The 23,121-nt window shown below is 62.4% G+C and carries 21 protein-coding genes; 12 read left to right on the top strand and 9 right to left on the bottom strand.

The window, feature by feature from the left end; translation table 11 throughout:
- Nucleotides 1-17: 17 nt before the first annotated feature.
- From U862_RS0118250 to U862_RS0118220, 7 genes are read left to right on the top strand one after another with little or no spacing between them, the layout of a single operon-like run.
- Nucleotides 18-1,241: a type II and III secretion system protein family protein gene (locus U862_RS0118250; protein WP_025111736.1), complete on the top strand. Its 1,224-nt coding sequence runs from the start codon at nt 18-20 to the stop codon at nt 1,239-1,241.
- Nucleotides 1,238-2,431, top strand: a complete 1,194-nt coding sequence (locus tag U862_RS0118245; RefSeq protein WP_025111735.1) for a pilus assembly protein — start codon at nt 1,238-1,240, stop codon at nt 2,429-2,431. Before U862_RS0118250 ends, U862_RS0118245 begins: the two co-directional genes overlap by 4 nt.
- The gene (locus U862_RS0118240) at nt 2,428-3,696 is read left to right on the top strand and encodes a CpaF family protein (RefSeq protein WP_025111734.1); all 1,269 of its coding nucleotides are present in this window, start codon (nt 2,428-2,430) and stop codon (nt 3,694-3,696) included. The genes U862_RS0118245 and U862_RS0118240 overlap by 4 nt, the downstream gene beginning before the upstream one ends.
- Before the next feature lie 18 nt (nt 3,697-3,714).
- Entirely contained in the window at nt 3,715-4,599 is an 885-nt protein-coding gene (locus U862_RS0118235) for a type II secretion system F family protein (RefSeq protein ID WP_025111733.1), read from the top strand.
- A 1-nt stretch (nt 4,600) separates the two neighbouring features.
- Nucleotides 4,601-5,485 (top strand): type II secretion system F family protein, encoded by an 885-nt coding sequence (locus tag U862_RS0118230; protein ID WP_025111732.1) that lies wholly within the window; start codon nt 4,601-4,603, stop codon nt 5,483-5,485.
- Nucleotides 5,486-5,508: 23 nt separating this feature from the next.
- Nucleotides 5,509-6,231 carry a tetratricopeptide repeat protein gene (locus U862_RS0118225; RefSeq protein WP_025111731.1) on the top strand — a complete coding sequence of 241 codons (723 nt, stop codon included), beginning with the start codon at nt 5,509-5,511 and terminating at the stop codon, nt 6,229-6,231.
- Between the two features lie 17 nt (nt 6,232-6,248).
- Nucleotides 6,249-6,521 (top strand): DUF3613 domain-containing protein, encoded by a 273-nt coding sequence (locus U862_RS0118220; protein ID WP_025111730.1) that lies wholly within the window; start codon nt 6,249-6,251, stop codon nt 6,519-6,521.
- A gap of 67 nt (nt 6,522-6,588) precedes the next feature.
- On the opposite strand, the gene U862_RS0118215 is transcribed toward U862_RS0118220, so the two are convergent.
- From U862_RS0118215 to U862_RS0118200, 4 genes are all read right to left on the bottom strand, one after another.
- Nucleotides 6,589-8,259, bottom strand: a complete 1,671-nt coding sequence (locus tag U862_RS0118215; protein ID WP_025111729.1) for a ShlB/FhaC/HecB family hemolysin secretion/activation protein — start codon at nt 8,257-8,259, stop codon at nt 6,589-6,591.
- A 135-nt stretch (nt 8,260-8,394) separates the two neighbouring features.
- Entirely contained in the window at nt 8,395-10,068 is a 1,674-nt protein-coding gene (locus tag U862_RS0118210) for a collagen-like triple helix repeat-containing protein (protein WP_025111728.1), read from the bottom strand.
- Between the two features lie 326 nt (nt 10,069-10,394).
- Nucleotides 10,395-11,249 carry a MaoC/PaaZ C-terminal domain-containing protein gene (locus U862_RS0118205; protein ID WP_025111727.1) on the bottom strand — a complete coding sequence of 285 codons (855 nt, stop codon included), beginning with the start codon at nt 11,247-11,249 and terminating at the stop codon, nt 10,395-10,397.
- A gap of 2 nt (nt 11,250-11,251) precedes the next feature.
- The gene (locus U862_RS0118200; protein WP_025111726.1) at nt 11,252-12,604 is read right to left on the bottom strand and encodes a 3-oxoacyl-ACP reductase; all 1,353 of its coding nucleotides are present in this window, start codon (nt 12,602-12,604) and stop codon (nt 11,252-11,254) included.
- 249 nt (nt 12,605-12,853) lie between these two features.
- Here U862_RS0118200 and U862_RS0118195 point away from each other — a divergent pair, with 249 nt between their 5' ends.
- The 3 genes from U862_RS0118195 to U862_RS0118185 all read left to right on the top strand — a co-directional run bounded on the left by U862_RS0118195 (nt 12,854) and on the right by U862_RS0118185 (nt 16,773).
- Nucleotides 12,854-14,131: an acetyl-CoA C-acetyltransferase gene (locus tag U862_RS0118195; RefSeq protein ID WP_025111725.1), complete on the top strand. Its 1,278-nt coding sequence runs from the start codon at nt 12,854-12,856 to the stop codon at nt 14,129-14,131.
- 317 nt (nt 14,132-14,448) lie between these two features.
- On the top strand, nt 14,449-15,345 hold the full coding sequence (locus tag U862_RS0118190; RefSeq protein WP_025111724.1) for a PA4780 family RIO1-like protein kinase: 897 nt from the start codon (nt 14,449-14,451) through the stop codon (nt 15,343-15,345).
- A 225-nt stretch (nt 15,346-15,570) separates the two neighbouring features.
- Nucleotides 15,571-16,773: an MFS transporter gene (locus U862_RS0118185; RefSeq protein WP_025111723.1), complete on the top strand. Its 1,203-nt coding sequence runs from the start codon at nt 15,571-15,573 to the stop codon at nt 16,771-16,773.
- Here U862_RS0118185 and cueR read toward each other — a convergent pair.
- From cueR to U862_RS0118170, 3 genes are all read right to left on the bottom strand, one after another.
- Entirely contained in the window at nt 16,727-17,140 is a 414-nt protein-coding gene (cueR, locus tag U862_RS0118180; RefSeq protein ID WP_025111722.1) for a Cu(I)-responsive transcriptional regulator, read from the bottom strand. The genes U862_RS0118185 and cueR overlap by 47 nt on opposite strands.
- A complete protein-coding gene (locus U862_RS0118175) occupies nt 17,137-19,530 on the bottom strand; it encodes a heavy metal translocating P-type ATPase (protein WP_025111721.1) in 2,394 nt (797 codons plus the stop codon). Before U862_RS0118175 ends, cueR begins: the two co-directional genes overlap by 4 nt.
- A gap of 195 nt (nt 19,531-19,725) precedes the next feature.
- Nucleotides 19,726-20,109: a hypothetical protein gene (locus U862_RS0118170; protein WP_025111720.1), complete on the bottom strand. Its 384-nt coding sequence runs from the start codon at nt 20,107-20,109 to the stop codon at nt 19,726-19,728.
- 148 nt (nt 20,110-20,257) lie between these two features.
- Here U862_RS0118170 and U862_RS0118165 point away from each other — a divergent pair, with 148 nt between their 5' ends.
- Nucleotides 20,258-20,455: a cation transporter gene (locus U862_RS0118165; RefSeq protein ID WP_025111719.1), complete on the top strand. Its 198-nt coding sequence runs from the start codon at nt 20,258-20,260 to the stop codon at nt 20,453-20,455.
- Between the two features lie 90 nt (nt 20,456-20,545).
- Entirely contained in the window at nt 20,546-21,748 is a 1,203-nt protein-coding gene (locus U862_RS0118160) for a multidrug effflux MFS transporter (protein ID WP_025111718.1), read from the top strand.
- Nucleotides 21,749-21,753: 5 nt separating this feature from the next.
- Here U862_RS0118160 and U862_RS30920 read toward each other — a convergent pair whose 3' ends face one another.
- Nucleotides 21,754-21,927: a hypothetical protein gene (locus U862_RS30920; RefSeq protein WP_177327351.1), complete on the bottom strand. Its 174-nt coding sequence runs from the start codon at nt 21,925-21,927 to the stop codon at nt 21,754-21,756.
- 153 nt (nt 21,928-22,080) lie between these two features.
- A complete protein-coding gene (locus U862_RS0118150) occupies nt 22,081-23,094 on the bottom strand; it encodes a zinc-binding alcohol dehydrogenase family protein (protein ID WP_025111717.1) in 1,014 nt (337 codons plus the stop codon).
- Nucleotides 23,095-23,121 lie beyond the last annotated feature (27 nt).

Below are 23,121 nucleotides of genomic sequence, written 5' to 3'. Positions count from 1 at the left end.
AGCAAGGATCCACGTGCATGCAGAGTCGATTCAGGCCGATAGTAAAACCTGTAGTCCGGGCCTTGATACTGATGGGACTGTCGATGAACGCGGCCATCGCGGCCACGGGCAATTGCTCGGCGCTGGGCCGTATGCCGGCGGTGATCGAGATCGGCGAAGGGTTCCAGCAGGACATCCAGTCGCCGGTGGCAATCACCCGCGTGGCTATCGGCGACCCGAAAATCGCCGATGTGCATGACACTGGCAGCGCTTCGTTTTTGCTGACCGGTGTGGCTCCCGGCGCCACCAGTCTGATGGTCTGGACCTCGTGCTCCAGTGAGCCGCGTCAGAGCATGGTGTTCGTTAAAGGCAGCGCCACCGCGGCATTGACCAGCGCCAGCAGAATGCCTTCGGATGATCCGACGTTGCCCTCGCAAGTGCAGACCGACATTCGTTTCGTCGAAGTCAGCCGCACCAAACTCAAGGAAGCCACGGCCTCGCTGATCGGTGTACGCGGCAACTTCCTGTTTGGCTCTCCGAACACGCTGCCGAACGTCGGCGGCGTTCCGACGCCGAAGTTGCCGGTGGACAACGGTCAGTTCAACTTCTCGTGGATCGGCGGCAAGACCATGGCGATCATCAATGCGCTGGAAGGCAGTGGCTTCGCCTACACCCTGGCGCGGCCGAGCCTGGTGGCGCTGAGCGGGCAGAGCGCAAGTTTTCTTGCCGGTGGTGAAATCCCGATTCCGGTGCCCAGCTCCGGCAGCGACACGGTGACCATCGAGTACAAGGAGTTTGGTATCCGCCTGACCCTGACCCCGACCGTCATCGACCGCAACCGCGTGACGCTGAAGGTCGCCCCGGAAGTCAGCGAGCTGGATTACGCCAATGCGATTACCATCGCCGGCACCCCGGTGCCGGCCCTGACCGTACGGCGTACCGATACCAGCGTGTCGCTGGCCGACGGCGAAAGTTTTGTCATCAGTGGCTTGATCAGCACCTCCAACACCTCGCAGGTGAACAAGTTTCCGGGGTTGGGCGACATCCCGGTGATTGGCGCGTTTTTCCGTGACTCGCAGATCAAGCGCGAAGAGCGCGAACTGTTGATGATCGTCACCCCGCACCTGGTGCAGCCACTCGCGGCGGATGCGCAACTGCCGTCGCTGCCGGGCGAGAAACTGCGCAACTACGACCCGAATTTCTACCGCATGTTCTTCCTTGAAAACGGTAACTTCGACAAGCGCAGTGGGTTGTCCCAATGAACCAGAACCTGAGCCAGACGTTTCTTGCGATCACCCGCAACAGCACTGATCTGGAGTGGCTGCAAGGCGCTCTCGCACCGCTGGGGCAAGTAGTGAGTGCCGGGGCCGGAAGCCTGGATGAGTTGCTGGCGCTGGTGGATGTCACCTTCGCCAGCCTGGTGTTCGTGGGCCTGGACCGTGACCATGTGGTGGCGCAGAGTGCATTGATCGAGGGTGCGCTGGAAGCCAAGCCGATGCTCGCCATCGTTGCGCTTGGCGATGGCATGGACAATCAACTGGTGCTCAATGCCATGCGCGCCGGTGCCCGGGATTTCGTGGCATACGGTTCGCGGGCCAGTGAAGTCGCCGGGCTGGTGCGCCGCTTGAACAAACGCCTGCCACCGGTGGCCACCAACACCCAGCTCGGTGGCCTCACGGTGTTGTACGGCACACAGAGCAATTCTGACGGCGCACTGCTGAGCAACCACATGGCGCAGGTGGTACAGAAAAGCGGCCAGCAAACCCTGCTGCTGGATCTGGGCCTGCCCCGTGGCGACAGCCTGGCGCTGCTCGGGCTCGAGAGTTCGTTTCACTTCGGCGATGCCTTGCGCCATTTGCGCAGGCTCGACACCACCCTGATCGACAGCGCCTTCACCAGTACGGACGGGGGCCTGCGAATACTGGCATATGCCAGCAACGACGAGCCGCTGGAAAGCACCAGCGCCGCCGAGCTGTACATGCTGCTCAGCGCCTTGCGTCAGCACTTCCAGCACATCGTCGTGAACCTCACCGGACAGTCCGACAGCGAAGCCTTGCGCACGTTTGTCAGCCATTGCGACAAGCTGCTGTGGTACACCGATCAGAACGTGATCAACTGCCGCCGCAATCTCGCTGTGCTCAATCTGTGGCGAGAGAAAGGCATGAAACTCGACCACGCCCGTTTGCTGGTGGACGGCTATCTGGGCAGCGTTGCACCGGATGCCGAGACCCTGGGCAAAACCTTCAACCTGGAAGTGATCGCGGTGCTGGCGGCCAACGCTGAAGTACGCCTGAACGCCAAGAACCAGGGCGTCAGCCTGTTCGAACTGGCCCCCCGGGAAAAACTCACGCAGAGCCTGCGCACCCTCGGCGAGCGCCTGGCCAAACGCTCCGAAGGACTGAGCAAACCGAAGGCCGTCACCTGGTTCGATCGCTTGCGAGGCACCTCATGAGCGCGGAAAAACTGTTCGGCGCGGTGCAACATGGCCCGGCCGGCAACTCCGATCACGAAGGCCTGAAGCTGGTCCTGCACCGCTACATCATCGATGCCATCGAGGAGTCGGGGAAAAACCTGCTGGAAGGTTCGCGTCAGTTGCTGGCGCAGTTTGTCACCGACAAGGTTGCCGAATACATCGCCCGTCTGCACCTGGCGATTTCCCGTTACGAGATGGAGCGGCTGGCCGAAGAGATCGTCGACGAACTCACCGGCTTCGGTCCACTGGAAGTGTTGCTGCGCGATCAGTCGGTGACCGAGATTCTGGTCAACGGCCCGCACCGGGTATTCATCGAGCGCGACGGCGTGCTGCACCAAAGTGACCTGCGTTTTATCGATGCGCATCACGTCGAGCGGGTCATGCAACGAATTCTTGCGCCACTCGGGCGCCGCCTCGACGAGTCCTCGCCGATGGTCGATGCGCGTCTGCCGGATGGCAGTCGGGTCAACGCGATCATTCCGCCGATTGCCCTCGACGGCCCGTGCCTGTCGATCCGCAAATTTCGCAAGGACATGCTCAAGAGCAGTGACCTGATGGCGATGCAGACCATCGATCTGGCGATTTTCGAATTCCTTCAAGAGGCGGTGGGCAAGCGCTGCAACGTGCTCATCAGCGGCGGCACCGGCACCGGCAAGACCACGCTGCTGAACATTCTCAGCCAGTTGATCAACCCGCACGAACGGCTGGTGACCATCGAAGACGTCGCCGAACTGCAACTCGGCCACCCGCACGTGGTACGCCTGGAAACCCGTCCGCCGAATGCCGAGGGTCACGGGGAGGTCAAAGCCAGCGACCTGATTCGTAACGCCCTGCGGATGCGTCCCGACCGGATCATCCTCGGCGAGATTCGCGGCGTCGAAGTGGTCGATGTGCTGACAGCGATGAACACCGGCCACGACGGTTCGATGAGCACCGTGCACGCCAACAATGCGCAGGATGCGTTGTTGCGTCTTGAGACATTGGTGGGCCTGACCGGCCGTTCCATCGCCGAGCGCACCTTGCGCCAGATGATCTGCGCCGCCCTCGACGTGATCATCCAGCTGACCCGCATGCCTGACGGCCGGCGCTGCGTCAGCGAGGTGGTGGAAGTGGTCGGCATTCGTGAAGACGTCTACGTCACCAACACCCTGTTTCGTCTGGATCGGCGTACCGGTTTCGGCTTCCTGCGCGAAGCGGTCAACCCGGCTGGCGACAAGTTGCGGCACGAGACGAACCTGGGCTGACAGCATGGGACGCACATCATGATCGGACCGGCCATTCTCATCCTGCTTTGCCTGATCCTGCTCGGGCTGTCGATCTGGCTGTTCCTGCACGGTGTGCACAAGACCAGCAACGAGCGTGTGCTCAACCGCCTCGCGGCAGGACAGCCACAACTGGTCGCGCCAAAGCCGACCTGGGTCGGGCTTGAACGGATGTTTCTGCGTGCCGGGCTGGGCCGTCCCACCGAACGCTTCGGCCTCTGGCTGACCTTGTGGGGCGTGGCGATGGCTCTCGGTTATCTGCTGGCGAGCTGGATCGGTTTGCTGACGATGCTGCTGGCGCCGCCACTGGTCTTGCGTCTGTACATTTCCTGGCTGTACCACCGGCGGATCAGGCGCATGATCGAGCAGTTGCCGCAGCTGCTCGACCACACCGTGCGCAGCCTCAAGTCCGGACGCACCTTGAGTGATGCGGTCATGGGCAGCATTGAGGCGAGTGACGATCCGCTGAAAAAAGCCATGGGCCGGGTGCAGCGCAACGTGCAATTGGGCGTCAATCTGCCGGATGCGGTCAGTGATTTTGCCGAGCTTTATGAGCAGGACGAACTGCGCATGTTCGCTCTCGGGCTGAAGGTCAACCATCGCTACGGCGGCAACGCCAGCGAGTTGCTGGAGAACCTGATCAAGCTGATCCGCGAGCGAGATCAGGGCGCCCGGCAATTGCGCGCGCTCACTGGCGAGACGCGCATGACGGCGTGGGTGCTGGGTTCGCTGCCGGTGATCCTGGTGAGCTATTTCATGCTGACCAACCCCGGCTACATGTTGGGTATGTGGCATGACTCCGGTGGCCAGACCATGTTGATCATCGCCGTGGTGTTGCAAGTGACCGGCTGCCTGGCGCTGTGGCGCATGTTGCGGAGTGTTTGAAATGGTCTATCTCGCTGCCTTGATGCTGCTGCTCGGTGCCCTGTTGCTGGTGGTCAATCACTTGCTGACGGAGCGGCGCCGGGTACGCCAGGTCAACCAGCGGTTGCAGGGCCATCTGGTGCGCGAGAACCGTTTCGGCCATTGGCTGCGCGCCTTGGGCAGCAGCCGGTTCGGCCAGCGTTCGGTGAGCATCGACAGCGAAACCCAGACCTTGCTCAGCCGCCTCGGCTGGCGCCGCGCCAGTGAGCGCTCGCTGTACGCCGCCTGCCAGATCGGCACGCCGTTGCTGGCGCTGGGACTGGCGATCTTTCTGCAGGAAGTGTTTTTCCCCCACGCGGCCAACGGCTGGCTGGTGCCCATGTTCGCCGCAGGTGGCGGGTACCTGTTACCCAAGCGGCTGTTGGCGTATGCCGCCGGGCGTCGGCAGAAAACCATCGCCGTGGAGATTTCCACGTTCATTCCGCTGTTGCGCATCCTGTTCGAGTCCGGCATGGCGGTCGAACAAGCCTTGCGCGTGCTCAGCCTGGAAGGGCAAAAACTGCTACCGGAACTGACCCGCGAACTGCGCCTGATTCTGGCGCGGGTCGACTCGGGACTTGAGCTGGGACAGGAACTGAACAAGGCCTCGGTGATGCTCGCGGTCGATGAATTCACTGACACCTGCGTGATCCTGCAGCAACTGATTCAGCAGGGCGGCGGGGCGATGAAATCGCTGCTGGCGCTCAAGCAATTGCTCGATGATCGACGCCTGACCCGACTGCAGGAATACATCTCGAAGATGTCGGCGAAGATGTCGGTGGTGATGATGCTGTTTCTGTTTCCTGCCTTGCTGATCGTATTGGCCGGTCCGGGGTTCACCGCGATTACCCGGGCGTTTGCAAACTGACGTTGGCTCATGGAGAGCGTTTGATGAAAGCACTGATTGTCGTGGCAAGTCTGTTGATGCTCGGTGGCTGTGCCACCGACGGCCAGGCGCCGTGGTCGGCAATGCTGGCGCCGACCAGTTGCAGCAAGCTCGATTCCGAGCAGGAACTGGCCCTGAACCTGGCGGACGATCTGGCCAACGACGGCAAGCTGCACGCCAGCCTGGCCAACCTGCAAAGCCTGCCCGACAACCTGGCTGAAGTGCGCCTGCGCAAGGCCAGGGTCTATCGGTTGCTCGGGCGCAACGAAGCCGAGCCGCTGTACCGTGGCTTGCTCGGTACTTGCCTGACGGCGGATGCCGAACATGGCCTGGGCCAGCTCTATGCGGCCCGTGGCGACAACGGCCAGGCGCAGGCGCACTTGCAGCGCGCGGTACGTCTGGCGCCGACCAATGACAAGATTCGCAACGACCTGGGCGTGGTCTACCTCAATCAGCTGCGCCTTGAAGACGCCCGCTTCGAGTTCCTCACCGCCATTGAACTCAAGCAGAGCGATCAACTGGCGCCACTGAATCTGGTGACCTTGCTGCTGTACCAGAACAACTGGCAGCAAGCCGCTGAAATTGTCAGCCGTGCGCATCTGACGCCGGAGCAATTCTCCGAAGCCCAGAGCCGTGCGGAAAAGCTCAAGGTTCCGGCCAAGGCCCCGACGGCGGCCGGCAATCAGGTGGCGGTGGTGGCTGACCCACAACCGTCGACGATCAAGTGACTTTCAGGGAGAACGCCATGAACCTCTTGCACCGTGTGTGCTGCCTGACCCTGCTCGGCCTGCCGCTCGCGGCTCAGGCGATCGACGCCGGACCGGCTTCGGCGCAGCAACAGGAAACCGAAGGCTGGCTGGTGTTGCAAAGCCGCAATCACGCCGCTTCGCCCAAACCGCAAACCGCCACGGCAGCCGAACGGGAACTGGCGATGCAACGCTGGTTGAAGAAGTACAAGTACGAGATTCCGGACTTCTATGACCCGGATGCCGGCGGCAAGATCGAGACTAAAAACTAGCTTGCTTGCGACACCCGGGCCAGACCGTCATCGCCGGCTTGCCGGCGATGACGGTCTGGCTGATGGCCTAAAGCTGATAGCTGAAACTGATGCTGTAGCGCGCCCGACGATTGAACGTATCCAGCGCCTCATCGGACATTGGCTTGGCCGCCTCCAGCGCAATGTTGTAATACTTGGCATCGCCAAAACGCAGGCCCACCGCCGCCGATGACAGGTCGTTGCTCTGCACCTGCAGTTTGTTGAACCAGGTTTTCGAACGGTCCAGCACCACGTACGGTTGCAGAATGCGTACCCAGTTACCGTCGCGATTGAAGCTGTAGTTGACCTCGTAAGCCGCGCCCCAGCCCTTGTCGCCCGAGGCCTGGTCATCCGGGTAGCCACGGCCGAAATTCTGTCCGCCAAACACTGCGCGTTCACTGTCGGGCAGGGTGTCGTCACTCCAGTACAGCGCCGCCGAAAGCACGCCTTGCCAGTTGTCGAAGAACTTGTCGCTCTGCACCCCGGAGAGTCGCAGACGCAGGAAGTTCAGGTCCAGCGCCGGGTTGTTGGAGTGCGCACCCATGCTGTCGAGGCCTTGGTACAGACCACCGCTGAGAATCCGCAGTTGCCGGGCATCGGTCTTGCGCCAGTCGCCCTCGAACGCGAGGGCGCGCACGTTGGTGCGCTCTTCGATGCTGATCGGGTAGCCGACCACGTCATAACGGTTTTTGTCATCCACCGCATACAGCCGCGCACCGGCGTTGAGCAACTCGTTTGATGCCGCAATGAACGGGTGGCTGACACCGATGGAATAACGGTCGTCTTCCTTGTGCGGCTTGAGTTCGAAACCGTCGCTGGTGAGCACGTTGGTGCCCGGGTCGGCCCGGTAGCGCGACGCAAACAGGCTCAGTTGCGTACCTTCACTGTTGAGGAACTGGTTGTAGTCCAGGCGGTAGTAATGTTCGTGATCATCCCCCGGCGGAAACAGTCCGCTGAGGGTTAACTGCTCGCCCATGGCGGTCTGCGAGTTGCTGCTGACCCCCAGCAGTGCCTGAGTGCCGTTGCGGTTGTCTTCGGTGGTGCTCATGGTGCTGGTGAACGGTTTGCGACTGGCCTGGGCAACCAGCGTTGTCGCGCCGTCGGTGGTGCCGGGTGGTGGTACTTGCGCCTGAATGGTGACGCCGGGGATGCGGGTCATCAGGGTGGTGTAGCGTTCGAACGTCTTGCGGGTCAGCGGCCGCTCGGCCTGGATTTTCGCCGCCAGTTCGTCGAGCAGGCCCTTGACCCGGCCGACATCGCCCTGCACCTGGACATCGCGCACATAACCTTCGACCAGCACCACCCGCGCCACACCATCGTCGAAGCGCTGTTGCGGCAGGAAGGCATAGGACAGCAGATAACCGTCCTTCTGATAGCGCCGGGTGATGTCGCGGGTGGCTTCGATCAGAGCGGCCAGGCTGGTCTGATGGCCGATCAGCGGTTTGTAGACTTCGGCCAGTTCGTTGAGCGGGTAGATCGTTCCGCCTTCGATCTGCACGGTCTTCAGATTGATTTTGGTCTCCATCAACAACGGCTGCGCGGCGGCCGCGCCAGGTTCGGGGACTTGCAGTGGCGCGGCGGCCGGGCGGTAGGCATCGGCCGGCAGGTTCGGCACGGGCAGGTTGCGGGTGGTTTCGTTGCTGTTGAGAAAACTGGGCAGGGTGTCGGCGAGGGCGGCGGAACTGAGACTGAGGAACAGCAAAGATGCCATTACGCGCATAGGACACTCCATGGTCAGATCACAGCGCTGGACGGAATTTTTTCCTAAGAAAAAAGCGGAAGACTCGTGGGAGTCTTCCGCCCTCAACCAAGCGTAGGCGCTGTAGGTGAGGCCGTCGAATCGGCCAGGTGCAATTTAGCGTTTGTTGCCTCCCAGAGCGCCAGTCAGGCCACCGAGTACACCGCCCAGTCCTCCGGTTGCGGTGCCGCCGGTGCTGGTGCCACCGTTGAGCAGGCCTCCGACGGCAGCGACGGTACCGCCCACGTTGCTGACCACACCACCGACCGCGGTGGTGACCGGGTTGTTGGTGGACGCGATGGTCGCGCCGACTGTGCTGACCGCTCCGCCGACCTGACCGGTGAGGCCGGCGACCGGTGCACCCAGGCCTGTCGAGGCGCCGACTTGTTGGGTCACGCTGGTGACCGCAGTGGTCACCGGGTTAAGCCCTGCGCCCACCGTGGCACCGACTGTCGCCAGCGGCGAGGTAGTGGCAGTGATCGGTGTGCCCGAACCACCGAGGACGGTGTTGAGCGAAGCAACGGTGTTGCCCAGCGAAGCGGTGGTGACGCCACCGGCACTGACTGCACCGTTGGTGTTGCCGGCGTTCAGACCGCTGCCGACGTTGACTACGGCGCCGCCAACGGTTTGCAGCAAGCCGGTACCGCCCAGCCCGCCACCCAGCCCGCCACCCAGACCGCCGCCCAGGCCACCACCGGACGCGGTGCCGTTGTCGACCAGACCGCCGGCTTTGCCAACCGTGGTGCCGACGTTGGTCAGGGCGCCGCCGACGGTATTGGTCAGGGCATTGCCGCTGCCAGCGCCGGTAACCTGACCGCCGAGACTTTTGACTGCGCCACCGACCTGGCCGATCACGCCATTGAGCGGAGCGCCGAGGCCGGTCGCATCGCCTACTTTGTCGGTGGTGCTTTCAACCATCGCAATCACTGGCACCAGGCCGTTGCCGACGCTCTTGGTCACTGAACCGAGCGGGCCGGTGGTCGTGGCAAGGCTAAGGGTGTCGCCGAGCATGGTGACTTTTTCGCCAACGCCATCGAGCACCGGTGCGACTTTGGTGACCACGCCGCCGACGACTGGAACGCTGCCGGTGGCGGTCGCCAGTTTGCCGCTCAGGTCCGAGACGCCGTTGCCGACATCCGTCACCACGCCGCCCACCGAGGAGGCGGTCACGCCCAGGCCATTGTCAACCGTGCCCAGTTTGCCGATACCGTTGGCCACACCATTACCCAAGGTGCTGACCACATTGCCGGCGGTGTTGGCCGCGCTTTGCACGACGCCACCGACGACCGGAACGGTGCTCAGCGAATCGCCGACCTGGCCGACGCCGTCGCCGACGCCGCTGACCGTTTTGCCAACATCCTGCACCAGGGTCGTGGTCACCAATGGGGTAGTGGTCGGGCCCGTCGGATCAGTTCCGCCTGTGCCACCTGTGCCTCCGGTTCCTCCAGTGCCACCGGTGCCACCCGTGCCGCCAGTGCCGGTGCCACCTGTACCGCCGGTACCACCTGTGCCAGCGGTGCCCGTGCCTCCGGTTCCTCCTGTGCCACTCGTGCCACCGGTTCCGCCTGTGCCGGCGGTTCCTCCGGTTCCGGTATCCGAACCACCGGTTCCGCCGGTTCCGCTGGTTCCGCCGGTTCCGCTGGTACCACCGCTGCCTGCTGCCGCACTGTCTGGCGATGAGCTGCCGGAGCTGCTGTGATGGCCGCCACCGCCGCTGCTGCAGCCTGCCAGGCCAAGGGAGAGGATCAATGCCAGCGCTGTTGCCGATTTGCACCACACTTGAGTTTTCATGATTGAGATTCCTTGCACCTGTAACAACATTCGTCGTTTTCGATGGCTCACCGATCTGTTGCCGGTAATGCCTCGTCCGTGGTGCCAATCTCAATCGCGCCGCCGCTTCCTGCCATTCTCAAGTTGGTATTAACGCCTTTATATATAAGGCGCTGCACAGCGCCTAAGGACTAATACCGAGGATATAAACGCGCAAAAAAAAGCCTTGAAAATCAAGGCTGGATGTTTTTCAGGGCGCGGTGCACGGCGCGGAAAAACTTAAGTGATATACACACAATTTACAGGCTTGCCGGGCTCCCGGCGGATGGAAAACCCGAGGCGAGGACTCAGGCAATCGGCTGCCACTGTCCGACCATGTGCTCCAGATCCCCCGCGCCGATCAGGCGTAATTCTCCACTCGACCCCGGCGCACTTGCCAGCAGCGAAACCTCACTGGGCAAGCGCACCGGTTTGCGAAAGTGCATTGCCACTTCAAGGTTGGCCTTGGGCAAGTGATCGGCCAGCGCCGCGAGGGTTCGCGCCTTGTTCCACAGTCCATGGGCAATCGCGGTGGGAAAGCCGAACAGTTTGGCGCTGGCGGCGCTCAGGTGGATCGGGTTGTAGTCGCCGGAAACTTTGGCGTATTGCCGACCGATGTCGGCCGGCGCTTTCCATTGCGCCACTTGCGTCAACACCTGCGAGGGCTCCCAAATGTGCTCGACAGGTTCACCATCAAGCTTCACCCCGCGACAGAGCATCTGGCTTTCGGCTTCCCACAGCGGTCCGAGTTGATCATCCAGAGTGGTCAGCACATCGAAGGTCGCACCTTTGGGATGCGGTTGCAGGTTGTGCACCCGGACACCGACTTGCGCGCGACTGATTCCGCCCATCGGCCGCAAGACACGGATACGGTTGCTCAGGTGAATAAGCCCCAACAGAGGGAACGGAAAGTCCTTGGCGGTGAGCAATTGCATTTGCAGGGCGAACGCGAGGATGTGTGGATAGGTCGGCGGCAACAGGCCGTCATCGGCAAAGCCGCAGACCTTGCGATAGGCCGCCAGTTTCTGCGCGTCGACATCGACCCAGCAGCGCAAGCCACTGTCGGGCAGTTGGGTGCCGGTGATCTTGCGGCGCGTCGCGGCCCGCGCATACAGCCCGGGCAAGCTCGGTTCGCGGTCGAGGGTGTGCCATTCAATGCTCATGCCTACGCCCCCAGAACACTTTGTCCACAGACCCGCAGCGCTTGTCCGGTGAACGCGCCGGTACCCGGTTGTGCCAGCCACGCAACGGCTTCGGCGACGTCTTGCGGCAAGCCGCCCTGGCCCAGCGAACTCATGCGCCGTCCGGCCTCACGCAGACCGAACGGGATGTGCGCGGTCATCTGGGTTTCGATGAAGCCCGGTGCCACGGCGTTGATGCTGATGCCGCGTTCGAGCAGCGTGGGCGCCCACGCCTGGGCCAGGCCGATCAACCCGGCCTTGCTGGCCGCGTAGTTGGTCTGCCCACGGTTGCCGGCAATGCCGCTGATCGAGGCCAGCAGAATCACCCGTGCATTGTCGTGCAGGGTGCCGCTGTCGAGCAGGGCTTTGGTCAGCACTTGCGGGGCATTGAGGTTGACCGCCAGCACCGCGTCCCAGAATTCCGGGGTCATGTTGGCCAGGGTCTTGTCGCGGGTAATCCCGGCGTTGTGCACCAGAATGTCGAGGCCGTCCGGCAGGTGTTCGATCAGTTGCGTAGCGGCGTCTTCGGCGCAGATGTCGAGGGTGATCGCGCGGCCACCGAGGCGTGCGGCGAGGGCTTCCAGATCAGTCTTGGCCGGCGGTACGTCGAGCAGGATCACCTCGGCGCCATCACGGGCCAGGGTCTCGGCAATCGATGCGCCGATGCCGCGTGCTGCGCCGGTGACCAGCGCCTTGCGTCCGGCCAATGGACGGGTCCAGTCGGTGACTGGGGTGGCGCACGCGGTCAGGCGAATCACCTGCCCGGAGACAAAGGCACTTTTCGGTGAAAGAAAAAATCGCAACGGGCCTTCCAGTTGTTCCTCGGCACCGTCACCGACATAGATCAGTTGCAGCGTGCCGCCACTGCGCAGCTCCTTGGCCAGCGAGCGCGAGAAACCTTCGAGCGCTCGTTGCGCACTGGACACAAAGGGATCGCGCAGGGTTTCCGGGGCGCGCCCGAGAATCACCAGGTGCGCGCTGTGTTCGAGATTCTTCATCAGCGGCTGGAAGAATTCGCGCAGTTGTTTGAGCTGGTCGGTGTGCTGCAGGTCGCTGGCGTCGAACACCACGGCCTTGAGTTTCGGGCCGTGGCCCGGAATCCACGCGGTGGCCATCGAGGGTTCGGTGCCATAGCTGTAGATCGCATCGGTCAGGCGGTTGGCGAACGCATTGACCCGTTCGGCCAGCGGCCCGCCGCCGATCAGCAGTGCACCGTCCACCGGCCGCAGGCGCCCGGCCTGCCAGCGTTCCAGCCGCACCGGCGACGGCAGGCCCAAAGCCCCGACCAAACGGTGGCCGATGGATGAGTTGGCGAAGTCGATATAGCGGTCAGACATGGAACGCTCTCCAAAAGTTGGGGTTCAAAGTGTGGACTACCAACGGCAATCAATCGTTCGATCCACGCAATAAGGCCTACGCTAGATCACTGAGGTTTAGCAGGTCTTGCAGATAAATGCGGTTCATGTGGCAGCGAGCCTGCTCGCGAAGGCGGTGCAGCAGGCCCTGAATATGCCGGCCTCTTCGCGAGCAGGCTCGCTCCCACTGGGGATTGTGCAAATTTCGACCATTTGGAAAAGGAGCTTTTCATGAGTCAGCTGCGCCGCGTCGCCATCATCGGTGGTAACCGTATCCCTTTCGCCCGTTCCAACGGGCCGTACGCCACTGCCAGCAATCAGGTGATGCTCACCGCTGCCCTCGAAGGCCTGATCGAACGCTACAACCTGCACGGCCTGCGCATCGGTGAAGTGGTCGCGGGTGCGGTGCTTAAATTGTCACGGGACATGAACCTGACCCGCGAATGCGTGCTTGGCTCACGACTGTCGCCCACCACCCCGGCCTATGACATCCAGCAAGCCTGCGGCACCGGGCTGGAAGCGGCGCTGCTGGTGGCGAACAAGATCGCCCTTGGCCAGATCGATTGCGGCATTGCCGGCGGCGTCGATACCACCTCTGACGCCCCCATCAGCGTCAGCGAAGGCCTGCGCAAGATTCTTCTGCAGGCCAACCGCGCCAAGACCACCGGCGACAAGCTGAAGACCTTTCTGCAACTGCGACCGCGACACCTGATCCCGGAGTTCCCGCGCAACGGCGAGCCGCGCACCGGTCTGTCGATGGGGCAACACTGCGAGCTGATGGCGCAGACCTGGAACATCCCCCGTGAAGAGCAGGATCAACTGGCCCTCGAAAGCCATCACAAACTCGCCGCCTCCTACAGCGAAGGCTGGCACAACGACCTGATGACGCCGTTCCTCGGCCTGACCCGCGACAACAATCTGCGCCCGGACCTGACCCTGGAAAAACTCGCCGCACTCAAACCGGCCTTCGAAAAAAGCGCTAAAGGCACGCTGACGGCGGGCAACTCCACGCCGCTCACCGACGGTGCTTCGGTGGTGCTGCTGGCGAGTGAGGAATGGGCGAAGGAACGTGGCTTGCCGATCCTCGCGTATCTGCGCGACGGCGAAGCGGCGGCGGTGGATTTCGTCAACGGCGCCGAAGGTCTGCTGATGGCCCCGGTATACGCGGTGCCGCGTCTGCTGGCGCGCAACGGCCTGACCTTGCAGGACTTCGACTACTACGAAATTCACGAAGCGTTCGCCGCGCAGGTGCTGTGCACGCTCAAGGCCTGGCAAGACCCGGAATACTGCAAGACCCGCCTCGGGCTGGAGGCGCCGCTGGGTTCGATCGACCGCAGCCGGCTGAACGTCAAAGGCAGTTCGCTGGCGGCGGGGCATCCGTTTGCCGCGACCGGCGGACGGATCGTCGCCAACCTGGCGAAACTGCTGGATGCGGCAGGCACGGGCCGAGGACTGATCTCGATCTGCGCCGCGGGCGGCCAGGGCGTCACCGCGATCATCGAACGCTGAGCATCGTTTACTGTGCGAGCGGGCTTGCTCGCGAAGGGGCCGTGTCAGTCGCCGTTATTGTGTCTGACACATAGCCTTCGCGAGCAAGCCCGCTCCCACGGGGATTGGTGCCGTGTCAGATTCTGTCGCAAATGCCCTCGACGGCCGATAACTACAAGCACGGTGTGCTCGGCTATGATCGGCAACGGTCGATTTTTCGGCACAGTGTGTGCATCCACAGGGTTCACAGGTCGGCAACCCCTCCCCGTAGCGCGAGGATTGCCGTATAACGAGTGACATTCGCGTGTTTGGTAATAAAGGACCCACAATAAAAGCTGATGAAGACTCCAAAACGCATTGAACCCCTGATCGAAGACGGTCTGGTCGACGAAGTGCTGCGCCCACTCATGAGTGGTAAAGAAGCAGCTGTTTATGTGGTGCGCTGCGGTAACCAGTTACGTTGCGCGAAGGTCTACAAGGAGGCGAACAAACGCAGTTTCCGCCAGGCGGCCGAGTATCAGGAAGGCCGCAAGGTGCGTAACAGCCGGCAGGCCCGGGCGATGGCCAAGGGCTCCAAGTTCGGTCGCAAAGAGACCGAAGATGCCTGGCAGAACGCCGAAGTCGCGGCGCTGTTCCGTCTGGCCGGTGCCGGCGTGCGAGTGCCCAAGCCGTACGATTTTCTCGATGGCGTGCTGCTTATGGAACTGGTGGCCGACGAGTACGGCGATGCCGCGCCGCGTCTGAACGACGTGGTGCTGGAGCCGGATCAGGCCCGTGAGTATCACGCGTTCCTGATCTCGCAGATCGTGCTGATGTTGTGTACCGGTCTGGTGCACGGTGACCTCTCGGAGTTCAACGTGCTGCTGACGCCGACAGGCCCTGTGATCATCGACCTGCCGCAGGCCGTGGATGCGGCGGGCAACAACCACGCGTTCAGCATGCTGGAGCGGGATGTGGGCAACATGGCTTCGTACTTCGGGCGCTTTGCCCCGGAGCTGAAACAGACCCGCTACGCGAAAGAAATGTGGGCGCTGTACGAAGCCGGCACCTTGCACCCCAACAGCGTACTGACCGGCGAATTTGACGATCCGCAAGATCTGGCTGACGTCGGCGGCGTGTTGCGCGAGATCGAGGCGGCGCGTCTGGATGAAGAGCGCAAGCAGGCGATCCGTGCAGCGGATGACGAGCCGAAAGGCAAGTCCGACGAACCGCCTCCGCCACCGTGGATGCAGTAAGCGTTAAAAAAACCGGCTTCGGCCGGTTTTTTTGTGCCTGCCCCATTGCCAGAACCACCGCAGATCCCCTGTGGGAGCGGGCTTGCTCGCGAAGGCTGTGTGTCAGGCAGCAATGATGGCGGCTGACACGGTCCTTTCGCGAGCAAGCCCGCTTCCACAGGTTCTATGGTGTTCTTGAAATGTGTATGGGACTCTTGTCAGCCCCCGCACACTCAAGGATTGAATGTGAACGCCCGCCTGATCATCACCGCCCGCCTGATCTCCGACTTCGGTGCTTTCCTCAACATGGTCGCGCTGGCGACTTACGTCTACCTGCTGAGCAACAGCGCCATGAGCGTCGGGATCTTCCTCGCCAGCCGTGTCGGCGGGGGGATTTTTGCCAGCCTGATCGGCACGCGCTTCTATCGGCGCTGGAGTGGCCGGGTGCCGTTGATCGCTTTCGATCTACTGCGTGCGGTGCTGCTCGGCGGGCTGTTGATTGTGCCGGTCAGCCAGCAGGCGTTGCTGTTGCCGGTAGTCGCCTTCGGCCTGGGCTTTGGCAACTCGATGTTTGCCATCGGCCTCAACAGCCAGTTGCCGCGGCTGATCGAACCAGATCAGTTGCTGAAAACCAATGCCTGGATCACCTCGGCGTCATCGGCGGCCATGGTGGGTGGCAGTCTGGTCTCCGGTTTGCTGGTGGCGGCATTCGGCTTCGAAACGGTGTTCGCACTCAACGCACTGACCTATTTGCTGGCCGCGCTGTTGATCGCACCGTTGCGTTTCGCCGTGTCAGCGATCGACGAACAATCGGCCAGCGAACGCAACGAATGGTCAGCCCTCAGACAAGGCCTGCGCAGTGCCCCGGTGATCGCGGCGATGCTTGCCGTGACCATGGCCGACACCCTGGGCAGCGCTGCGCACAACGTCGGTTTCCCGATCATTTCCAGACTGCTGACACCGGACTCGGCCAGCACCACGCTGGGCCTGATGCTGGCGGTGTGGGCCAGCGGCAAACTGCTCGGCGCGCGGATCGCCAGTCGCCTCGAAGGCTCGGACAACCGCCATCTGGAGCGGCGGTTTTTCTTCGGTGTGGCGTTGATGTCCTGCGGCTTCATCCTGATGTTTCAGCAGCACAGCCTCTATGGTCTGTTGCTGTTTTCCCTGCCTGCCGGGTTGGGCGACGGCTTTTCCGAGGTCGGCCTGATGTCGCGCCTGCAACGCGAACCGGAGCATCTGCGCCTGCCAATCTTCAGCTTCCTGACCTTGCTGCAAATGACCGGGTTCGGCGTCGGCATGCTGATTGCCGCGCCGTTCTATGGCTGGTGGACACCGGGTGCCGTGGTGCTGCTGTTCCACGGCATCCCGCTCAGTACGTTGTTGACGGTGAAAGGGCTGGCGCTCAGGCGCGAGCGGGTTGCGCGCAGCAGCCCGACGCCAGTTCCTTGAGGATCGGGCAATCGGGGCGATGGTCGCCATTACAGTGCTCGACCAAATCCTGCAGGGTGTCGCGCAACTCGCCGAGTTCGCGGATCTTCTGGTTCAACTCGTCGATGTGCTGACGTGCCAGCGCCTTCACATCGGCGCTGGCGCGTTGGCGATCCTGCCAGAGGGTCAGCAGCTTGCCGACTTCTTCCAGAGAAAAGCCCAAGTCCCGCGAGCGCTTGATGAATGCCAGTGTGTGCAGGTCATCATCGCCGTAAACCCGGTAGCCGCTGTCGGTGCGATGGGCGGCCTTGAGCAGGCCGATCGACTCGTAATAGCGGATCATCTTCGCGCTCAGGCCACTGTGCCGGGCCGCTTGGCCGATGTTCATCGGTGCTCCTCCAGATCCTTCGGTTTCCAGGTTTTCAACAGTAGCGCATTGCTCACCACGCTGACGCTCGACAGTGCCATCGCTGCACCGGCCAGCACCGGGTTGAGGAAGCCGAACGCCGCCAACGGAATGCCGATCAGGTTGTAGACGAACGCCCAGAACAGGTTCTGGCGAATCTTCGCGTAGGTCTTGCGGCTGATCTCCAGCGCCGCGGGCACCAGCCGTGGGTCGCCGCGCATCAGGGTGATGCCGGCCGCGTGCATCGCCACGTCGGTGCCGCCGCCCATGGCAATGCCGATGTCCGCTGCGGCCAATGCCGGGGCGTCGTTGATGCCATCGCCGACCATTGCCACCACGCCGGTTTTCTTCAGCTCGGCGACGGTGGCGGCTTTGTCGGCGGGCAGCACTTCGGCGTGTACGTTCTGGATGCCCAAGGCTTGGGCGACGACTTTCGCGCTACCACGGTTGTCGCCCGTCAGCAGATGGCTGTGGATATCTCGGGCGGCCAGTTGCTGCACCGCTTGCAGTGCACCGGGCTTGAGTGTGTCTCCGAACGCGAACAGCCCGAGCACACGTGGCTCCGGGCTTTGTTCGATCAGCCACGACAAGGTCCGGCCTTCGATTTCCCAGGCCTTGGCAGACTCGGCAAGATTGCCGGCGCTCAGGCCGCTTTCTTCCAGCAACCTCCGGTTGCCCAGCGCCAGGCGCCGACTCTGAAGATTGCCGGCGATACCGCGCCCGGTCAGCGATTGGCTGTCGCTGACATCAGGCACAATAAGGTCGCGCTCGGCGGCTGCGTCCAGCACTGCTTTGGCCAGTGGATGCTCGCTGCCGCGTTGCAGGGCCGCGGCCAGTGTCAGCAGGGTATTTTCATCACCGTCCAGCGCACTGAAATGGGCGATGCGCGGAGTGCCGGAAGTCAGCGTACCGGTCTTGTCGAAGACTACGTTGTCGACTTCATGCGCACGTTCCAGCGCCTCGGCATCCTTGATCAGAATTCCGTGACGCGCCGCCACCCCGGTGCCGGCCATGATCGCCGTCGGGGTAGCGAGGCCGAGCGCACAAGGGCACGCGATCACCAGCACGGCGACGGCATTGATCAACGCAGTTTCCATGGGCGCGCCGTACAGCCACCAGCCTATCAGCGTGGCGAGGGCAATCAGCAACACGGTGGGCACGAACACCTGGCTGACTTTATCCACCAGTTTCTGGATCGGTGCTTTCGCCGCCTGAGCGTCTTCCACCAGGCGGATGATCCGCGCCAGCACGCTTTCTGCGCCAAGGGCGGTGGTGCGCACCAACAGACGACCTTCACCGTTGATCGCGCCGCCGGTGACCTTGTCGCCGGGTTGTTTCGGCACCGGCAGGCTTTCGCCGCTGATCAGCGCTTCATCGGCGTGGCTCTGGCCTTCCAGCACTTCACCGTCGACCGGGAAGCGTTCGCCGGGTTTGACCAAGACTTGATCGTTCAGGCGCAGAGCGCTGATCGCAACGTCCTGCTCACGGCCGTCGATCACTTGCACCGCCCGTTCCGGGCGCAAGGCTTCCAGAGCGCGGATGGCGCTGGCGGTCTGGCGCTTGGCGCGGCTTTCCAGGTATTTGCCGAGCAGCACCAGGGCGATCACCACCGCCGACGCTTCGAAATACAGATGCGGCATGCGCCCGGCGGCGGTGGCCCATTCGTAGAGGCTCAAGCCATAACCGGCGCTGGTGCCGAGGGCCACCAGCAAGTCCATATTGCCGGCCCCGGCGCGCACGGCTTTCCACGCGGCCACATAAAACCGTGCACCGAAAATGAATTGCACCGGCGTGGCGAGGGCAAATTGCGCCCAGGCCGGGAGCATCCAGTGAATGCCGAACGGTTGCAGCAACATCGGCAACACCAGCGGCAATGCCAGAGCGATCGCGCAGATCAGCGCCCAGCGCTCATGTTGCAGGCGCTGTTGCTGGTTATCGGTTTGTGGGTGTTCTGCCTGCCAGACGCTGGCCGAGTAACCGGCCTTGCTCACGGCGTCGAGCAGCGCTTGTGGATCGACCTGACCGAGCAGCTCGAGGTGCGCGCGTTCGTTGGCGAGGTTGACGCTGACGTTCTTCACCCCGGGGACTTTGTTCAGGGCGCGTTCGACACGCCCGGCGCATGACGCGCAGGTCATGCCTTCAATGTTCAGTTCGATCGTTTGCTGCGGCACGCTGTAACCGGCGCGTTCCACTGCCTCCATCAACGCCGGCAAGCTGTCGCCGGGGGCCTGGACGCGAGCCTGTTCGGTGGCGAGATTGACGCTGACGGCACTGGCGCCGCTGACTTTGCTCAACGCCCGCTCGACACGCCCGGCGCAACTGGCGCAGGTCATGCCGGCGATCGGCAGATCGAAAGTAATGGAATCGGACATCGGTCGTACTCCCTGTAGTAGATGCCTACAAGGATCAACCTTGCCATGCGGGCAAGGTCAAGCGCCAATCTTTGACTCACTGCAAAACCAATGTGGGAGCGGGCTTGCTCGCGAAAGTGGTGTGTCAGTCACTATCATCGCTGAATGACACACCACATTCGCGAGCAGGCTCGCTCCCACAATTTGTGGTTTTGCTTAGTATTCGAGGGCGGCAGGTCGCAGGTACAAACCTTTGGCAGACGTTGCGATCCGGTACTTCACCACGTCCCCGGCCTTGAGCGTGATCTCCTGAGCCGGCGGCGCCAGCATGCCTGGTTTGCAACCGGGCACCTGGCTCGGCTCAAGTTTCAGGCGGATGGAGAACGTGCCATGTTGCAGGTTGAACGAGGTGGACTGTTCCTGCAGCAGGCGCCCGGCAAACTGATCCTGGATGTACACGCCGATCTCGCAGGAGGTCGGCACTTCGAGGCGCTCGCGCGAGATGATCAGAACGGCGTAGTCCTCGCCGGTCGCGTTGGCCTGGGGCAGGGCGGCGAACAGGCTGAGCAAGCCAAACAGGCTGAAAGCTGACCAGCGCATGGCTGAATCTCCTGAATTTGAGTCATTGATGCACGCAGCTTGGCTGAGCGCGACGCCGAATGCCAGCCCGGCAGTTTTTTGCAGAACTTGACCTTGCCATGGTGGCAAGCTCGACACTGCCGGCAACCTCACTCAAAGGAGTCAATCCATGCAAGTGTTCAACGTTCAAGGCATGTCCTGCGGTCATTGTGTCAAGGCCATCACCAACGCCGTGCAAGCGAAGGATCCGGCGGCCAGCGTGCGCGTCGATCTGGCGGCCAAAGAGGTTGGTGTCGAAAGTGCGCTGAGTGCCGAGCAGGTCATTGAGGTCATCAGCGAAGAAGGCTACGCCGTCAAACTCGCCTGATGTTTTTATAGTTAGCGAGCTATCGGAATGTTCAAGGCGTCCGGGCGCGGCTAGACTGTCGGGCTGCCGACTTGCCAACCTGGATGCCTGATGAACTTCCGTACCATTCTGATTCTCGGTGCCTTGACCGCCTTCGGGCCCTTGGCGATCGACTTCTATCTACCTGCATTTCCTTCCATGGCGCTGGCGTTCGGCACCGATGAGAAGCACGTGCAGATGACGCTGGCAGCCTATTTCGCCGGGTTGTCGATTGGCCAACTGGCTTATGGTCCGGTGGCGGATCGCTTTGGCCGGCGCATTCCGTTGCTCACCGGTCTGGCGTTGTTCACGCTGGCGTCGCTGGCCTGTGCGTATGCGCCTAATCTGGAATGGCTGATCGGTGCGCGCTTTGTCCAGGCGTTGGGCGGCTGTGCGGGGATGGTGATTTCGCGGGCGGTGGTCAGCGACAAGTGCGACGCGGTGGGGTCGGCGAAAGTCTTTTCGCAGTTGATGCTGGTGATGGGCCTGGCACCGATTCTGGCACCAATGCTCGGCGGCTTGCTGGTCAACACCACGGGCTGGCAATCGATCTTCCTCGTCCTCACCGGGTTCAGCGCCCTGGCTGGACTGGCGGTGGCGCTTGGCCTGCCGGAAAGCATGCCGGCACATATGCCGCGTCAGCCGTTGTCCGGTGCACTGCGCCAGTACGGCCGCCTGCTGCAGGATCGGGTCTATCTCGGTCATGCCCTGACCGGCGGTATCGCCATTGCCGGGATGTTCGCTTACATCGCCGGCTCACCGTTCATCTTCATCAAGCTGTACGGCGTGCCGGCCGAGCATTTCGGCTGGTTGTTCGGCACTAACGCGGCGGGGTTCATTCTGGTGGCGCAGGTCAATGCGCGACTGCTGGCCAAGCGTGGCCCGGCATTTCTGCTGTCGAGGGCGGTCTGGGTTTACCTGTGTGCCGGGCTGGCGCTGCTTGCGGTGAGTGTCCTGCACACCGAAGCCTTGTGGCCGCTGCTGATTCCGTTGTTTATCTGTGTCTCCAGCCTTGGCTGCATCAGCCCCAACGCAGCCGCCTGTGCAATGAATGGTCAGGGCGCTCGCGCCGGCAGTGCATCGGCGTTGCTCGGCTGCATGCAGTTCAGCGTCGCCGCCGGTGCTTCGGCACTGGTGGGTGTATTGCACGACGGCACCGCCGTGCCGATGGCCATGGTCATCAGCCTGTGCGGTTTATTGGTCGTGAGCGTCGCGATGCTCACCCGCCGCCTGCAGAATGCCCGGGCATTGGCGCAAGCCCAGGCCGAGGCGTAAAAGGCTCAGCCAGCCGCGCGATGCTGGCTGCGGTCGGGAATCTGATGGGGCGCGCAGAGTCGCGCTTCGAGGGTGCGGGTGAAGGCCAAGGCTTCGGCTTCACTGCGAAATGTCACGGCGTGCTGGTCCAGACGAACCTGCCATTGAGACTTTGCCACTTCTTTTATCAGGATCTTCATTGCTGACCTCCCTTGTGTAAAAGATGCATCGCAGAGGTTTCGATTGTAGACCTGAATACGATCGCATTTGTGACAACGGTCAAGCATCTGACTGACGGCAAAAACCAGCGCCAGCCCTTATGGGAGCTGACGCTGGTCATGACCTTCAGATTCTCAGAAACTTTCTAAAACAATTTTGCCCTTGGCTTTGCCACTTTCCAGCAGCTCATGCGCACGACGCAGGTTCGCCGCATTGATCGTGCCGAAATGCTCGCCCACCGTGGTCTTCAGTGTCCCCGTATCAATCAGTTCGGCCACGCGGTTGAGCAGTTTGTGCTGCTCGATCATGTCCGGGGTTTCGAACAGCGAGCGGGTATACATGAACTCCCAGTGCAGCGACAGGCTCTTGCGCTTGAGTTTGGTCACGTCCAGCGACTTCGGGTCATCGATCAGTGCCAGTTTGCCTTGCGGCGCCAGGGCCTCGACCAGTTGATCGAGGTGATGATCGGTCTGGGTCAGGCTGGCGACGTGGGTCACGTGGTCGATCCCGGCGCGCTTGAGTTCTTCGCTCAGCGGTTGGCTATGATCGATCACCCGATCGGCGCCCAGCTCAGTCACCCAGTCGCGAGTCTGCGTGCGGGAGGCGGTGCCGATCACCTTCAGGCCGGTCAACTGCCTGGCCAGTTGAGTCAGGATCGAACCCACCCCACCGGCAGCGCCGACGATCAGCAGGCTCTGGCCCTCATCTGTTTTACCTTCGCGAACCTGCAGGCGTTCGAACAGCAGTTCCCAGGCAGTGATGGCGGTCAACGGCAGGGCCGCGGCTTCGGCGAAACCGAGGGACTTGGGCATGTGGCCGACAATCCGCTCATCGACCACGTGCAGCTCGCTGTTACCGCCGGCGCGGGCGATGGAGCCGGCGTAGAACACTTTATCGCCGGTCTTGAACAGGCTCACTTCGCTGCCGACCGCCTTGACCACACCCGCGACGTCCCAGCCGAGGACTTTCGCCGCGCCGTTTTCCGGTGCCACGTTCTGCCGCACCTTGGTGTCGACCGGGTTGACCGAAATGGCTTTGACTTCCACCAGCAGGTCGCGCGGGCCGGCGACCGGTTCTGGCAGCTCGATGTCCTGCAGGGATTTTTCGTCGCTGATCGGCAGGGAAGCGTAATAGGCGATGGCTTTCATGATTGGCTCCGTGACAGTAATAGAAGA

The sequence above is a fragment of the Pseudomonas sp. H1h genome, from assembly GCF_000633255.1.
Lineage (GTDB): Bacteria > Pseudomonadota > Gammaproteobacteria > Pseudomonadales > Pseudomonadaceae > Aquipseudomonas.
Note: the sequence above shows the minus strand (reverse complement) of the source record. Positions and strands in the feature narration are given on the sequence as shown.